This window comes from Thermus antranikianii DSM 12462 (genome assembly GCF_000423905.1).
In the GTDB taxonomy this organism is placed as follows: domain Bacteria; phylum Deinococcota; class Deinococci; order Deinococcales; family Thermaceae; genus Thermus; species Thermus antranikianii.
Window position 1 is genome coordinate 1 of the sequence record NZ_AUIW01000009.1, and the last position, 12,743, is coordinate 12,743.

General features: G+C 65.8%; 16 protein-coding genes. 6 read left to right on the forward strand and 10 right to left on the reverse strand.

Annotated elements, in window-relative coordinates; genetic code table 11:
• A partial coding sequence (locus G584_RS0107050; protein ID WP_028493993.1) for a transposase occupies positions 1–297 on the reverse strand: 297 nt, incomplete at its 3' end.
• Between the two features lie 81 nt (positions 298–378).
• Here G584_RS0107050 and pyrF point away from each other — a divergent pair.
• The 5 genes from pyrF to G584_RS0107075 all read left to right on the forward strand — a co-directional run bounded on the left by pyrF (position 379) and on the right by G584_RS0107075 (position 4,328).
• Positions 379–1,152 (forward strand): orotidine-5'-phosphate decarboxylase, encoded by a 774-nt coding sequence (gene pyrF, locus G584_RS0107055; protein ID WP_028493994.1) that lies wholly within the window; start codon positions 379–381, stop codon positions 1,150–1,152.
• A 5-nt stretch (positions 1,153–1,157) separates the two neighbouring features.
• Entirely contained in the window at positions 1,158–1,709 is a 552-nt protein-coding gene (gene pyrE / locus G584_RS0107060) for an orotate phosphoribosyltransferase (RefSeq protein WP_028493995.1), read from the forward strand.
• A 4-nt stretch (positions 1,710–1,713) separates the two neighbouring features.
• The gene (locus G584_RS0107065) at positions 1,714–2,718 is read left to right on the forward strand and encodes a hypothetical protein (RefSeq protein WP_028493996.1); all 1,005 of its coding nucleotides are present in this window, start codon (positions 1,714–1,716) and stop codon (positions 2,716–2,718) included.
• On the forward strand, positions 2,715–3,683 hold the full coding sequence (locus G584_RS0107070; RefSeq protein WP_028493997.1) for an NAD(P)H-dependent glycerol-3-phosphate dehydrogenase: 969 nt from the start codon (positions 2,715–2,717) through the stop codon (positions 3,681–3,683). The genes G584_RS0107065 and G584_RS0107070 overlap by 4 nt, the downstream gene beginning before the upstream one ends.
• A 114-nt stretch (positions 3,684–3,797) precedes the next feature.
• On the forward strand, positions 3,798–4,328 hold the full coding sequence (locus tag G584_RS0107075) for a Uma2 family endonuclease (protein ID WP_015716289.1): 531 nt from the start codon (positions 3,798–3,800) through the stop codon (positions 4,326–4,328).
• Here G584_RS0107075 and G584_RS0107080 read toward each other — a convergent pair.
• From G584_RS0107080 to G584_RS0107120, 9 genes are all read right to left on the reverse strand, one after another.
• A complete protein-coding gene (locus tag G584_RS0107080) occupies positions 4,325–5,035 on the reverse strand; it encodes an alpha/beta fold hydrolase (protein WP_028493999.1) in 711 nt (236 codons plus the stop codon). The genes G584_RS0107075 and G584_RS0107080 overlap by 4 nt on opposite strands.
• A complete protein-coding gene (locus G584_RS0107085; protein ID WP_019551551.1) occupies positions 5,036–5,239 on the reverse strand; it encodes a hypothetical protein in 204 nt (67 codons plus the stop codon).
• Positions 5,236–5,652 (reverse strand): Fe-S cluster assembly sulfur transfer protein SufU, encoded by a 417-nt coding sequence (gene sufU / locus G584_RS0107090; RefSeq protein ID WP_028494000.1) that lies wholly within the window; start codon positions 5,650–5,652, stop codon positions 5,236–5,238. Before sufU ends, G584_RS0107085 begins: the two co-directional genes overlap by 4 nt.
• Before the next feature lie 11 nt (positions 5,653–5,663).
• The gene (locus tag G584_RS0107095) at positions 5,664–6,878 is read right to left on the reverse strand and encodes a cysteine desulfurase (RefSeq protein WP_028494001.1); all 1,215 of its coding nucleotides are present in this window, start codon (positions 6,876–6,878) and stop codon (positions 5,664–5,666) included.
• 15 nt (positions 6,879–6,893) lie between these two features.
• On the reverse strand, positions 6,894–8,921 hold the full coding sequence (locus G584_RS12070) for a heavy metal translocating P-type ATPase (protein ID WP_038050878.1): 2,028 nt from the start codon (positions 8,919–8,921) through the stop codon (positions 6,894–6,896).
• The gene (locus tag G584_RS0107105; RefSeq protein ID WP_028494002.1) at positions 8,921–10,327 is read right to left on the reverse strand and encodes a multicopper oxidase family protein; all 1,407 of its coding nucleotides are present in this window, start codon (positions 10,325–10,327) and stop codon (positions 8,921–8,923) included. Before G584_RS0107105 ends, G584_RS12070 begins: the two co-directional genes overlap by 1 nt.
• Positions 10,328–10,384: 57 nt before the next feature.
• Positions 10,385–10,774, reverse strand: coding sequence for a DUF302 domain-containing protein (locus tag G584_RS0107110; RefSeq protein WP_028494003.1), 390 nt, complete (start codon positions 10,772–10,774; stop codon positions 10,385–10,387).
• A 140-nt stretch (positions 10,775–10,914) separates the two neighbouring features.
• A complete protein-coding gene (locus G584_RS0107115) occupies positions 10,915–11,568 on the reverse strand; it encodes a hypothetical protein (protein ID WP_028494004.1) in 654 nt (217 codons plus the stop codon).
• Complete coding sequence (locus G584_RS0107120) at positions 11,565–11,804, reverse strand: SHOCT domain-containing protein (RefSeq protein WP_028494005.1); 240 nt, start codon at positions 11,802–11,804, stop codon at positions 11,565–11,567. Before G584_RS0107120 ends, G584_RS0107115 begins: the two co-directional genes overlap by 4 nt.
• A gap of 93 nt (positions 11,805–11,897) precedes the next feature.
• Here G584_RS0107120 and G584_RS0107125 point away from each other — a divergent pair, with 93 nt between their 5' ends.
• Positions 11,898–12,728, forward strand: a complete 831-nt coding sequence (locus G584_RS0107125) for an urease accessory protein UreH domain-containing protein (RefSeq protein WP_028494006.1) — start codon at positions 11,898–11,900, stop codon at positions 12,726–12,728.
• Positions 12,729–12,743 lie beyond the last annotated feature (15 nt).

Consider the following 12,743-nt stretch of genomic DNA (forward strand, 5'->3'; position numbering starts at 1 on the left):
TTCCCCCACGTCCACCAGGCGGCGGACGTAGGGCTTAAGGAAAGCCGGGTAATACCGAGATTCCCGATCCCTAGGGACCTTCAGGTCCACCTGGCCAAAGGCGGTCTCCAGCTTGCGGGGGTAGTAGCCGTTCCTGCGGCCTCCGTGCACCTGCAAGAAGGCCGTCCGGTCCAACTCCAGAACCGTCTGCAAAACCTCGGCCACCGTCTCCCGCACCGCTTCCCTCAGCAAGATTCGCAAGGTATCCTGGTCCACGGGGCACCTCCTCGTGCTAAGGTGTGCCCCCCTATTAAACACGGACCCTTACACATAAATCCTTACACGACCCGCCCGGGAGCTTGGGGTTGTCAACGGTTGTCAAGGCCTATAGTGGAAGGCGTGGACTTTCTCCTGGCGCTTTCCCGCCCTCCTTTGGTCCTCGGGGTGGATCCCAGGCCCGAGCTTCACGGGCGTGAGCCCGTTGCCCACTTGAAGCGGTACACGGTGGAGCTTCTCGAGGCCTTGGCTCCCAGGTTGGCTGCGGTCAAGTTCCAGCTGGCCTTCTTTGAGGCCCTGGGCCCGGAGGGGTTCGGGCTTCTTTTTGAGCTGGCCAGCGCCGCACGGGTCATGGGTTTGCCCGTGATCTTTGACGGGAAGCGGGGGGATATCGGTTCCACCGCCGAGGCTTACGCCCGAGCCTACCTCCTGCGCTTTCCCGGAAGCGCCCTTACCGTGAACCCCTACCTGGGCCTGGATACCCTCACGCCCTTCTTCCAGGCGGCCCGGGAAAGCCAGGGGGCGGTTTTCGTCCTGGTCAAGACCTCAAACCCAGGATCAGGGTTTTTGCAGGATCTTCTGGTGGAGGGAAGGCCCCTTTACCTTCACCTGGCGGAGGCCCTGGCCCGGGAGGGGGAGGGATACCGGGAAGGGGAGTGGAGCCGCGTGGGCATGGTGGTGGGGGCCACCTACCCGGAGGTGGTCTTGACGGTGCGGGAAAAGGCTCCCCATGCTCCCTTCCTCCTCCCCGGCGTAGGGGCCCAAGGGGGAAGGCCCTTGAAGGGCCCTGGCCTTTTGAACGCCGCAAGCCGCGCCCTTTTCTACCCGGGGGGCAGGCCGGATCTGGAGGGAGCCTTACAGGCGGCGGAGGACTTCCATAGGGCTTTGGTAGAGTAGGGGGGATGGATGTCCTGGAGCTCTACCGCAGGACGGGGGCCCTTCTGGAAGGGCACTTCCTCCTGCGCTCGGGGTTGCACTCGCCCATCTTCCTGCAATCCGCTGCCCTCTTGCAGCATCCCCTCTATGCGGAGGCGGTGGGGGAGGCCTTGGGCAAGCTATTTGAAGACGAGAAGGTGGATTTCGTCATCGGCCCGGCCCTGGGGGGTGTGGTGCTTTCCTTCGTGGTGGCCAAGGCCCTGGGGGCCAGGGCCCTCTTCGCCGAGAAGGATGGCCAGGGAGGCATGACCCTGCGCAGGGGCCTCACCGTGAACCCAGGCGACCGTTTTTTGGCGGTGGAGGATGTGGTGACCACCGGGGAGAGCGTGCGCAAGGCCATTCGGGTGGCGGAGGCCAGGGGAGGGGTTTTGGTGGGCGTGGGGGCCATCGTGGACCGGAGCAGGGGGGAGGCGGATTTCGGTGTCCCCTTCCGGGCCCTTTTGAAGCTGGAGGTGCCCCAGTACCTTTCCGAAGCCTGCCCTCTGTGCCGGGATGGTGTGCCCTTGGAGGAGGTCTGAGGCCATGCGCCTCCTGGCCTTTCTTCTTGTTCTTTTTCCCTGGGCCATGGCCTCTTCTTCGGTGGAGTTGGCCCGCCAGGCGGCAGAGGCCTGGCTTGCGGGAAAGCTTTCGCCGCGCCTCGAGGAGGTCCTAAGGGCTTCCCCTGAGGAGGCCCCGAAGCTTTTGGAGCGCTACGCCCTTTTCCCACCGCCTCCCAGAGGCCTCTCCCTCAACCTGGATAGCCCCAGGGTGGAGGGAAACCGGGTCCTCTTCCCCGCAGCGGTGGGGGACGAGGTGGGGGAGGTGGTGGTGGTCCTGGAGGGCGGCGAGGCCAAGCGGGTCTACTTCCGCCCCGAGGGGCTTGCCCTTCCCGGGTACCTGCTTAACCCGGCTTCGGGGTGGGGGTTTTTGCTCCTTTCCCTATTCTTTGGCTTTCTCCTCTTCCAGCCCTCGCCCTTTCGCGCCTGGCTTTTGGAGGCCCTGGCCCTGCTTCGCGCCTATAGGGGGCTTTACCTTTTCACCAACCTCTTCCTCTATGGCCTCTTTGCCCTCGGGAGTTTGCTGGCCTATGGGATGCCGGAGATGGCCCGGGCGGTGCAGGCCCTTTTCGGCGGGGCCCTCGAGGCCATAGGCTTGGAGGAGGCCACGGGAAAGGGCATCCTGGTCTTGGCCGGGGTGATCTTCCACTGGAACTTCGGCCAGGGGCTTTTCCTCACCGGGCTTCTGCCCGCCTTGCTTTTGGGGGTTCCTGTCTTTTTTTTGAACGCCCTCCGCTATCTGGTCTTCGGCTTCGCCCTGTCTCCGGCGCTTCTGGGCGCTGCCTTCCTGGTTCACCTCCCCACCCTTCTCCTGGAGCTTCAGGCCTACATCCTGGTCACCTTCGGGGGGCTTGTGCTCCTGGCTAAGACGGCGGGAGGGGAGGGGTATAGGAAGGGGCTTAGGGCCTTGCTCCTCACCTTCTACCTGGGGGCTCTTTTCCTGCTTTTGGCGGCCTGGTATGAGGCCTGGGAGGTGAGCGTGCTCCTATGAAGGTGGCCATTCTGGGGGCTGGGGCCTGGGGCACCGCCTTGGCGGTCCTTCTGGCCAGCAAGGGGATTCCCACGGCCCTCTGGGCCAGGAGGAAGGAGCAGGCGGAGGCCCTAAGGGCCAACCGGGAGAACAAGGACTACCTGCCGGGGGTGGCCCTCCCCGCTTACCTGTACCCCACCGCCGACCCGGAGGAGGCCTTGGAGGGAGTGGAGCTGGCCGTGGTGGCCCTGCCCTCCAAGGCCCTGGAGGACACCTTAAGGGCTCTGCCCCGGGCCCCGTGGTACCTTTCCGCCACTAAGGGGCTTTTCTTCAAGGAGGGGAGGCTTCACACCCCCAGCGAGGTAGTGGAGGCCTTGACCGGCAGGCCCGTGGTCGCCCTTTCCGGCCCCAACCACGCGGAGGAGGTGGCCCGCTTTCTCCCCACCGCCAGCGTGGCCGCGGGTCCCTTGGAGCTGGCCAAAAGGGTGCAGGAGCTTTTCTCCGGGCCCACCTTCCGGGTCTACACCAGCCAAGACCGGCGTGGGGTGGAGCTGGGCGGGGCCTTGAAGAACATCCTGGCCCTGGCGGCGGGGATGGTGGACGGGCTTCGCCTGGGGGATAACGCCAAGGCGGCCCTCCTCACCCGGGGCCTTAGGGAGATGGTGCGCTTCGGTACCGCCCAGGGGGGAGAGGAGGCTACCTTTTATGGGCTTTCCGGCCTGGGGGATCTCCTGGCCACCGCCTATAGCCTCCACTCCCGAAACCGGGGGGCGGGGGAGAGGCTGGTGCGGGGGGAGGCTTTGGAGCGCCTCGAGGACCGGGGGGTGGTGGAGGGGCTTTATGCGGTCAAGGCCCTCATGGCCTGGCGGGAGCGAACTGGGCTTGAGCTTCCCATCGCCGAGGCGGTGTACCAGGTGGTCTACGAGGGGCTGGATCCCTTGAAGGCCCTTTCCGCCCTCATGGCCCGGGAGCCCAAGGCGGAGTAGCTGGCTGGGACCGCCCTGCCTGGCCTTGGGACCCTGGAGAATCCCTTTCCCAAGCTTCCTTATTGGTCTGGCTGAGGTCGGGGCTGGGCGAAAAACCGTAGAATGGAATTGGGAATGTTAGCCCCCAAGCTTCCTAAAGCTCTGGAAGCCTACCTGGAGGAGGAGGCCCAGTCTCCGGTGAAGCGGGAGTACTTGCGGGGGCGCCTTTACGCCATGGCGGGGGCCAGCGCCCTCCATAACCGGGTGGCCCTCAACATCGCCGCCCGGTTTCTGGAGGCGGCCAGGCCCAGGGGGTGCCGGGTGTACATGAGCGACATGAAGCTACGGATCCGGGATGAAGCCGTCTACTACCCCGACGTGATGGTGGTGTGCCAACCCGGGCCTCCCCACCCTTACTACGAGGAGGCTCCTTGCGCCGTGGTGGAGGTTCTTTCGCCCGCCACCGAGGTGCAGGACCGCCGGGAAAAACGGGCCCTTTATGAAACCCTGGACAGCTTGGAGGTCTACCTTCTGGTGGACCCCGAGGCCCGCCGCTTCACCCTTTACCGCAGGACCCCCGAGGGCTTTGCGGAGGAGGAAGGGGAAGAGGCCTTGATCCCCTGCCTGGACCTCGTGTTGCGGGCCGAGGAGGCCTTCCGCCTTTAGAGCACCTCGGCCAGAAAGCCCAGAAGGGCCGTGCGGAAGGCCTTGGGGTTTTCCAGGTTGGCCAGGTGCCCGGCCTCGGGAAGGATGAGCAGGCGGGCGTCGGGCAGGGCCCTGGCCATCCGCTTGGCCTCCTCCGGGGGGGTTAGGGTGTCCTCCTCCCCCACCAGGACCAGGGCCGGGCGGCGCATCCCGGGAAGCAGGGGGGTGGAGTCGGGCCGTTCCGCCAGGGCCAGGAGGCTTCCTGCCACCGCCTCGGGGCTGGCCTCCAGGATGAGGGCTTTGGCCCTTGCCACCACCTCGGGCTTCTCCTCCTGCGTGGTCTTGCCCAGGTGGTTTGGGAGAAGGGCCTCGGGCAGGAAGCCCACCCCTTCCGCCAGAACCCTTTCCCTTAGGGCATAGCGGTTTTTCCGGCCCTCCTCGGTGTCGGCCCCCGCGCGGGTATCCGCCAGCACCAGGCCCAGGAAGCGCTCGGGGGCCCTGCGCCAAAGTTCGAAGATGAGGTAGCCCCCCATGGAAAGCCCCACGAAGACGGCCTCCTCGAGGCCCGCCTCATCCATCTCCCCCAGCACCTTATCCGCTGCCTGGGAAAGGGATAGCCCTAAGTAATGGGGGGCCAGGACGGGAAGCCGCCCCCGAAAGTAGCCCATCTCCTCCTCCCACATCCGGGGGTTGTAGGGGAAAGCGTGCAGGAACACCACGCCTCGCATCTAGGCCTCCTTCACGGATTCCCCCTCGAGGCCCAAGGCCTTGAGCCGGGCGATGAGGCTTGGGTCTTCCACCACCACGTAGTTGCGCCCATCCTGGCTCTCCGCCCTAAGGAGCCCAGCCTTGGCAGCCTCCTTCCAGGCCTCCATGAGGTCGGGGTACTGGACCAGCAAGGGGGTCACCTTGTGGGCGGGGTAACGCCTCACCGCAGGGCCTCCTCGAGGGCGTGCCAGGCCAAGGTGGCGCACTTCACCCGGGCGGGGAGCTTGGCCACCCCCTGAAGGGCCAGGAGATCCCCAAGGGCCGGGTCGGGGGGGGCTCCTTCCACCACCATGGCCTGGAACTTCCTGGAAAGCTCCAGGGCCTCCGCCACCTTCTTCCCCTTCACCAGCTCGGTCATCATGGAGGCGCTTGCGGTGCTGATGGCGCACCCTTGACCCTGGAAGCGGATGTCGGCGATGGTATCCCCTTCCAGCCGCACCATCACCTCCACCTGGTCCCCACAGGAAGGGTTCATGCCCCCGGCGGTCTTGGTGGCCTGGGGCAGGACCCCGAAGTTTTTGGGGTTCTGGTAGTGCTTGAGGATGATCTCCCGGTAAAGCTCGTCAAGGACGCTCATGGATTCCCCCATTATAGCCAGGCCCGGTACCGGGTGTGGATGCGAAGGAGGGCTTCCACGAAGCGGTCCACCTCCTCGAAGGTGTTGTAGAGGTAGAAGCTCGCCCGGGCCGTGGCGGCCAGGCCCAGCTTCCGGTGCAGGGGTTGGGCGCAGTGGTGCCCTGCCCTTACCGCGATCCCCTCCTGGTCCAGGAAGGTGGCCAGGTCATGGGGGTGGAGGCGGCCTAAGGTGAAGGGGATGACTCCGCCCCGATCCTCCCCCTTGGGACCGTACACCTTGAGGTCCGGCACCTCCGCAAGGCGCTTTAGGGCATATTCCAAAAGGGCCCGGTCATGGGCATAGACCCGCTCCATGCCGATCTCCATCAGGTAGCTGGCCGCTTCTCCCAAGGCGATGGCCTCGGCGATGGGGGGAGTGCCGGCTTCAAAGCGTTGGGGAGGGGGAGCGTAGGTGGAGCGGTCCACGTGGACTTCCCGGATCATCTCCCCTCCTCCCAGGAAGGGCATCATCCCCTCCAGGACCTCGTACCGTCCAAAGAGCACCCCGGCCCCTGTGGGCCCCAGCATCTTGTGGCCGGAGAGGGCAAAGAAGTCGGCTCCCAGGGCTTTCACGTCCACGGGCAGGTGGGGGGCGCTTTGCGCCCCGTCCACCACCACCAGGGCCCCCACCTCCTTGGCCCTCCTGGCGATCTCCGCCACGGGGTTGATGGTGCCCAGGACGTTGGACATGTGGACCACGGAAACCACCTTGACCCTTTCCGTGAGGAGGGTGTCCAGGGCGGAAAGGTCCAACCGGCCCTCCTCGGTGAGGGGGATGGCCTTGATCCGGGCTCCCTTGAGCCCCGCCACCAGGTGCCAGGGCACAAGCCCTGCGTGGTGCTCCATTTCCGTGACCAGGATCTCGTCGCCCTCCTTAAGGTTCCTTAAGCCCCAGGCGTAGGCCACCAGGTTCAGGGCCTCGGTGGTGTTGCGCACGAAGATGATCTCCCTTTCCTCGGCGTTGAGGAAGCGGGCCATGCGGCGCCTTGCTTCCTCGTAGGCCTCGGTGGCCGCCACGGAGAGGCGGTAAGCCCCGCGGTGGACGTTGGCGTTGAGCTCCTTGTAGTAGCGGTCCAAAGCCTCCAGGACCCGCTTGGGCTTCTGGCTGGTGGCGGCGGAGTCCAGGTAGACCAGATCCGGCCGCCCCGCGATCAAGGGGAAGTCCTCCCTTAGGGTGGTAAAGTCCATGCCTCCAGTCTAGCCCTAGGCGTCCAGGTGTGCCCGCCTTAGGAGAAGGGCGTTGAAGGCCACCACCACGGTGGAGAGGCTCATGAAGAGGGCACCGAGGGCCGGAGGGAAGAGGAAGCCGAAAGGGTAGGCCGCGCCCGCGGCCAGGGGCAGGGCGATGGCGTTGTACCCTGTGGCCCAGAAGAGGTTTTGGAGCATCTTCCTCCGTGTGGCCTGGGCCAGGTGGAGGAGGCGGACCACGTCCAGGGGATCGCTCTTGACCAGCACCACATCGGCGGATTCCATGGCCACATGGGTTCCCGCCCCGATGGCTACCCCAAGGTCCGCTTCCAGGAGGGCAGGGGCATCGTTGATGCCGTCCCCCACGAAGGCGGTGGGGCCTTGGGACCTTAGCTCCCGCACGATGCGGGCCTTGTCCTGGGGCAGGACCCGGGCGTGGTAGAGGGCGATACCCAGTTCCCCAGCCAGGGTTTTCGCCACCGCCTCGGCGTCCCCTGTGACCATAACGGGGGTGAGGCCCAGGGCTTTGAGGCGTTGGATGGCCTCCCGGGCCGAAGGGCGCGGGCGGTCGCGAAGAGCGAAAAGGGCGAGGAGGCGGGTTTCATCCATGAGGACCACGGCGCTTTCCCCCCGGGCCTCTACTTCCCTCAGGGCCTGGGCGAGGTAGGGGGGGAGGGAAAGGCCCAGTTCCTCGGCCCACTCCGGCCGGCCCACCCGGTAAAGCTGCCCATCTAGATACCCCTCCACCCCTTTGCCCGGCACGGCCTGCACCCTGGTGGGGGAGGGAAGAAGGGCCTCGGGGCCCAGGTGGGCCTTGGCGTGCTCGCGGATGGCCTCGGCCAGGGGGTGTTCAGAGAAGGCCTCGAGGGCCGCGGCCAAGGCCAGGGCCTTCCCTTCCTCGAGGCCCTCCGCATACACCCCCCGCACCTCGAACCGCCCCTCGGTGAGGGTCCCGGTCTTGTCCAGGGCCACATACCTTAGGCCCGTGGCCCGCTCAAAGGCTTCCCGGTTTCGGATGAGGATTCCCCTTTGGGCGGCCATGGCCGTGGCGTTGACCACCACCAAGGGTATGGCCAGGCCCAAGGCGTGGGGGCAGGCGATGACCACCACGGTCACCGCCCGCTCCAGGGCGAAGGACAAGGATGCGTCGGCTAGAAGCCAAAGGAAGAAGGTTGCGCTTCCCCCCAGCACCGCCAGGTAGAAAAGCCACCCCGCCGCCCGGTCGCCCAGGTCCTGGAAGCGGCTCCGGGAAGCCTGGGCTTCCTCCACCAGGCGCATGATCTGCCCCAGGGTGGTGGAGGTTCCGGTGCGGGTCACCCGGACCTGGATGGCCCCCTCCCCGTTTAACGCCCCGGCCAGGACCTCGTCCCCCACCCCCTTGGCCACGGGCCGGGACTCCCCGGTGAGGAAGGCCTCGTTCATGCTGGTGGCCCCTTCCACCACCACGCCGTCCGCGGGCACCTGCTCCCCCGGGCGGATGAGGATGAGGTCCCCCTCCCGGAGGGCGGTGGTGGGTACATCCTCGACCCGGCCATCAACCAGGCGGTGGGCCGTCTGGGGCATCAGTTTGGCCAAGGCTTTTAAAGCCTCGCCCGCTCCCAGGATGGCCTTCATCTCCAGGAAGTGGCCGAGGAGCATCACATCCACCAGGGTGGCCAGCTCCCACCAGAAGGGCTTCCCCTCGGTCAGGGGAGCCAGTTCCACGGCCAGGCTGTAGATATAGGCCACGCTGATCCCCAGGGCCACCAGGGTCATCATCCCCGGCCGCCTGCCCCCAAGCTCCCGGAGGGCCCCCTGGAGGAAGACGCCGCCGCCGTAGAGGTAGATCAGGGTTCCCAGGGGGAGGGGGATCCAGGAGGCTCCCTCCCAGGGGGGAAGGCCGAGGAGGCCCCGCACCTCCTCGGAGGCGTAGAGGACCGGCAGGGTGAGGAGAAGACAAACCAGGAAGCGGTCCCGGAACATCTCCGGGGTGTGGCCCGCATGCCGGTCATGGGCCTGGGAGGGGGAGGCGGGGGGAGGATGGGGATGGGGGTGGGGATGCATTAGACCACCTCCAGCACCCCCATCATGCCCCGGTCCTCGTGCTCCACGATGTGGCAGTGGAAGACGGTCTTCCCGGGAAGGTTCCTAAGGGGAACCAGAAGGCGCACCACCTCCTTGGCCTTCAGGTTGACCACGTCCTTGAGGGCGCGGTAAGGAAGGGGCTTGCCGTTCACCGAGAGAACCTGGAAGGGGTGGGTGTGGAGGTGGAAGGGGTGGTCCATGTCCCCTTGGTTGTCCACCTCCCAGACCTCGAGGTCCCCCGCCCGTCCCTGGAAGTCCACCCTGAGGTGATCAAAGGTTCGGCCGTTGATGAAGAACTTCCCGGCCATCATGTCCTCCGTGAAGGTGATGCGCCGGGTCACCCTGGCCTGGTTGGGGTTGAGGGCGGGCAGTTTGGCCAGGGCCTTGGGCAGGGGGAGGGGTTTGGGGCGGGGCGGAGCCACCAGGGTGAGGAGGGTTTGCGGGCCGCTGGGGCTCGTTCCCATGGACATTCCTCCGTGGCCCATGTGCTCCATCCCGCCCATCATGTGGATCCCTCGGTCGTAGGGCAGGGCGAGGAGGCGGAAAGCCCCTTCCTTCTGGAAGCGCACCAGGACCTCTGCCCGTTCCCCGGGGGCCAGGAGGAGTTCGGGGACCTCATAGGGTTCCTCCAGGAAGCCCCCGTCGCTGGCGATGAGGTAAAGGGGATGCCCTTCCAACTGGAGCCGGTAGTAGCGGGCGTTGCTGGCGTTCAGGAGGCGGAGGCGCAAGGTGGCCTTGCTGGCCCGCAAGGTGGGGCGGGAAGCCCCGTTGACCAGAAGAAGGTTGCCCTCCTTGCCGTTGATCCAGTCCATGGGGGTGTGGGCGGCGGGACGGCCCGATGCGAGCTCCAGGTCCTTGAGCACCAAAAGGTGCTCCTCGGCTTCCCGGAGCTCGGGAATCCCGTCCACGGGGCTTTCCACCACGATGGCCCCCGCCAGTCCGGCGAAAAGCTGGGGGGCCACCCGCCCGTGCAGGTGGGGATGGTACCAGAAGGTGCCTGCCAGGTCCTGGGGAACGGTGAAGGCGTAGCTCCAGGTTTCCTTGGGGGGGATTTCCAGGAAGGGATCGTCCACCTTAGGGGAGATGGGAAGCCCGTGCCAGTGCAGGTTCGTGGGCTCGGGGAGCAGGTTTTCCAGCTCGAGGCGCACGGCATCCCCCGGGCGCACCCTGAGGGTAGGCCCTGGGAAGCTGCCCCCGTAGGTCCAAAGCCGCGCTTCCCGTCCCGCCAGGGAAAGGGGGGTGGGGGCAACCTTCAGCCGCACCTGAAGAAGGCCGTCCCGGCTTTTGAGCACCGGGGGCTCGGGAAAGGAGGCCTGTCCCCTGGCCAGGGGGGAGAGGAGGAGGCCTGCGGTGAGCTTTAAAAGGGTTCGGCGATCCGTGTTCATACCTCCAGAGGGTAGGGGAGGTTTGTAAAGGAAGTATAAAGGTCCCTTTTGAACCCTCTAGAGTTTGGCCAGGGCTTTTTCTAGCCGGCTTCTAGCCTCTTCCACCACGGGTTTCAGGGCCTCCTGCTTTTCCGGAGGGAGGACCTGGAACATGCCCTTGGGGTCTTGGAGGAGGATTTCCACGCCTTCTCCGCCTTCCCTGAGCACGGCGTTGCAGGGGAGGAGGAGGCCGATGTCGGGCTCGGCCTCGAGGGCCTTGGCGGCCAGGTTCGGGTTGCAGGCTCCCAGGATCAGGTAAGGGGGCCTTTCCAGGCCCAGGCGGGCCTTTAGGGTGGCGGCCACGTCGATCTCCGTGAGGATGCCGAAGCCTTCCTCCTTCAAGGCGGCTTCCAGGCGGGCACGGGCCTCGGCCAGGCTGGTTTTCAGGGTTTTCCTTAAGTCCGTCATGGTACCCTCCCTACCTAAAGTGTAGCGGAACCTGAGAGAAAAGACCTTTAGTGAAAGTCGTATTGAGGAGTTTTGAGGGGTATAGGAAAGGCCCTGGGCCCTGCCCGGGGTAGCTGCCCCGGGCATGGGCCCTACCGGGGTCACTCTCCCAGGAAGAAGCCATGCCAAGTGTGGACCCAGACCTCCCCCGTGTAGGCGTTCACGGAAAGCATGCCCTCCACCTCCTTGCGCCCGAAGTCAAAGGTGTAGTACCCCGGGAAAGCCCCGGCTTCCATCACCTGGGCACCCGGGAGGTAACCTTTCAGGAAGGTCTCGGCCAGCTTCCTGGCTTCCGTCAAGGGGAAGCGGACAGGGGTCTGCACGGGCCCGCCCATCATGCCGTAACGGGTGTTCCACATCATGTTGGGGCCAGGTTCCGGGGAAACCACCCCCGTGTAGCGATCGGCGATGAGCTCAAAAAGCCCCTGTCCCTTCTCGTCCACCACCTGGGCGTAGTAGTTTTGGCTGAAGGCCATGAAGTCCTTAAGGCGTGCCCCCGGGTAGATGCGCTTGGCGTAGGCTTCCATCCGCGCTTTAGCTTCTTTCTGGGGAATGGGCTGGGCCTCCGGAGGGTAGACCGCCATCATGCCCATCATCCCGTAGCCGCCCATCATGCCGTAGCCCATCATCCCCGGGCCATACTGCGGGCCGTAGCCCATCATTCCCGGACCAAAACCCCCCATCATGCCTTGGGTGAGGGCGAGGCCTAAAAGCATAAGGGCCAGAACTCCTAAAGCCAAACCGTAGCGTTTCATGCTTCACCTCCCTTTTCCAGTTCCTTCCGCAACCTTCTGTAGGTTTCCTCGTCCAGCTCGCCCCTGGCGTACCGGAGGCGCAGGGCCTCCAGGGCCGCATCCTTTCTCGGCTCCCCGCTTCCCCGTTCCCAAGCCCGAAGGCCCAGGTACAGGAGAAGCCCCAAGAGGGCCAGCACCAGGAGCATGTTGAGAAGCCCGAAGAACCACCCGAAACCCATGCTGCCCCAACCCATCATGCCCACGGTTCACCTCCACCTATACCCTAGCCCGGTACTGTTAAGCTGGCGTAAAGGGCCTTTACCGGCACTTAACGTTCGTCCCTTAAGCTGATGGGTATGCGAAGAGAGCTCCTGGCGCTTGGTCTCGCTGTCCTGGGCCTGGTGGGGTTGGCCTTGGGAAGCGGGTTACTGGAGGAGGTTTCCCGAAGCCTTTACCGAACGGCCAACACCCTGTACGCTCTCCTGGCCCCCTGGGTGGATGGCCTGAGGCGGGAGGTGGGGGTCCCTTGGCTTTCCGCTTTCCTGCTTGGGGTCTTGGCGGCCTTTGCTCCCTGCCAGATCACCACCGGGGCCAGCGCCCTGGCCTATCTGGCTCCTTCCGCCCTCGAGGGAAGGGTCTGGCCCAGGTTTCTGGCCTTTCTCCTGGGGAAGGCCTTCACCTACCTGGTGCTCGCCGGGGTGGTTCTCTTCGTTTTGGGCGGGACCCTGGACAACCCCGGGGCCATCTTCCGCCCGGTGCGGCTGGCCCTTGGGCCCTTTATGGTCTTGGTGGGCCTGGGCCTTTTGGGGGTGGTGCGCTGGCCCCTGGCCTGGGCGGCGCCGGAGAGCTGGGTGGCCCGGGTGGGGGCGTGGGGTGGGCTTGTTGGGCCCTTGGCTTTGGGCGGGGTTTACGGCTTGGCCTTCTGCCCTACCCTCTTCTGGCTTTTCTTCGGGCTTCTCCTTCCCCTAGCCCTGGCCTCTCCCTTTGGGCTTCTCTTTCCCCTTCTCTTCGCCCTGGGGACGGGCTTTCCCCTGGGTTTCCTGCTCCTCCTTTTCGCCCGCATGGGCCGGGGCCAGGCCCTCAAGGGAATGCGCCTCGTGGGAAGCCGTCTTCTAAGGGGTGCAGGGGCGGTCTTCGTGGCCCTGGGGATGTTGGACACGGTGCTTTACTGGAACCTCTAGCATGGGAGGCAAGGG

Bases quoted from the DNA above. Each gene is read 5' to 3' on its own strand.
- sufU (WP_028494000.1), bottom strand. From the start codon at position 5,652: ATGAGCGTCCTTGACGAGCTTTACCGGGAGATCATCCTCAAGCACTAC.
- pyrE (WP_028493995.1), top strand. From the start codon at position 1,158: ATGGATGTCCTGGAGCTCTACCGCAGGACGGGGGCCCTTCTGGAAGGG.
- G584_RS0107125 (WP_028494006.1), top strand. From the start codon at position 11,898: ATGGGTATGCGAAGAGAGCTCCTGGCGCTTGGTCTCGCTGTCCTGGGC.
- G584_RS12070 (WP_038050878.1), bottom strand. From the start codon at position 8,921: ATGCATCCCCACCCCCATCCCCATCCTCCCCCCGCCTCCCCCTCCCAG.
- G584_RS0107105 (WP_028494002.1), bottom strand. From the start codon at position 10,327: ATGAACACGGATCGCCGAACCCTTTTAAAGCTCACCGCAGGCCTCCTC.
- G584_RS0107065 (WP_028493996.1), top strand. From the start codon at position 1,714: ATGCGCCTCCTGGCCTTTCTTCTTGTTCTTTTTCCCTGGGCCATGGCC.
- G584_RS0107095 (WP_028494001.1), bottom strand. From the start codon at position 6,878: ATGGACTTTACCACCCTAAGGGAGGACTTCCCCTTGATCGCGGGGCGG.
- G584_RS0107075 (WP_015716289.1), top strand. From the start codon at position 3,798: ATGTTAGCCCCCAAGCTTCCTAAAGCTCTGGAAGCCTACCTGGAGGAG.
- G584_RS0107110 (WP_028494003.1), bottom strand. From the start codon at position 10,774: ATGACGGACTTAAGGAAAACCCTGAAAACCAGCCTGGCCGAGGCCCGT.
- G584_RS0107120 (WP_028494005.1), bottom strand. From the start codon at position 11,804: ATGATGGGTTGGGGCAGCATGGGTTTCGGGTGGTTCTTCGGGCTTCTC.
- G584_RS0107070 (WP_028493997.1), top strand. From the start codon at position 2,715: ATGAAGGTGGCCATTCTGGGGGCTGGGGCCTGGGGCACCGCCTTGGCG.
- G584_RS0107115 (WP_028494004.1), bottom strand. From the start codon at position 11,568: ATGAAACGCTACGGTTTGGCTTTAGGAGTTCTGGCCCTTATGCTTTTA.
- G584_RS0107080 (WP_028493999.1), bottom strand. From the start codon at position 5,035: ATGCGAGGCGTGGTGTTCCTGCACGCTTTCCCCTACAACCCCCGGATG.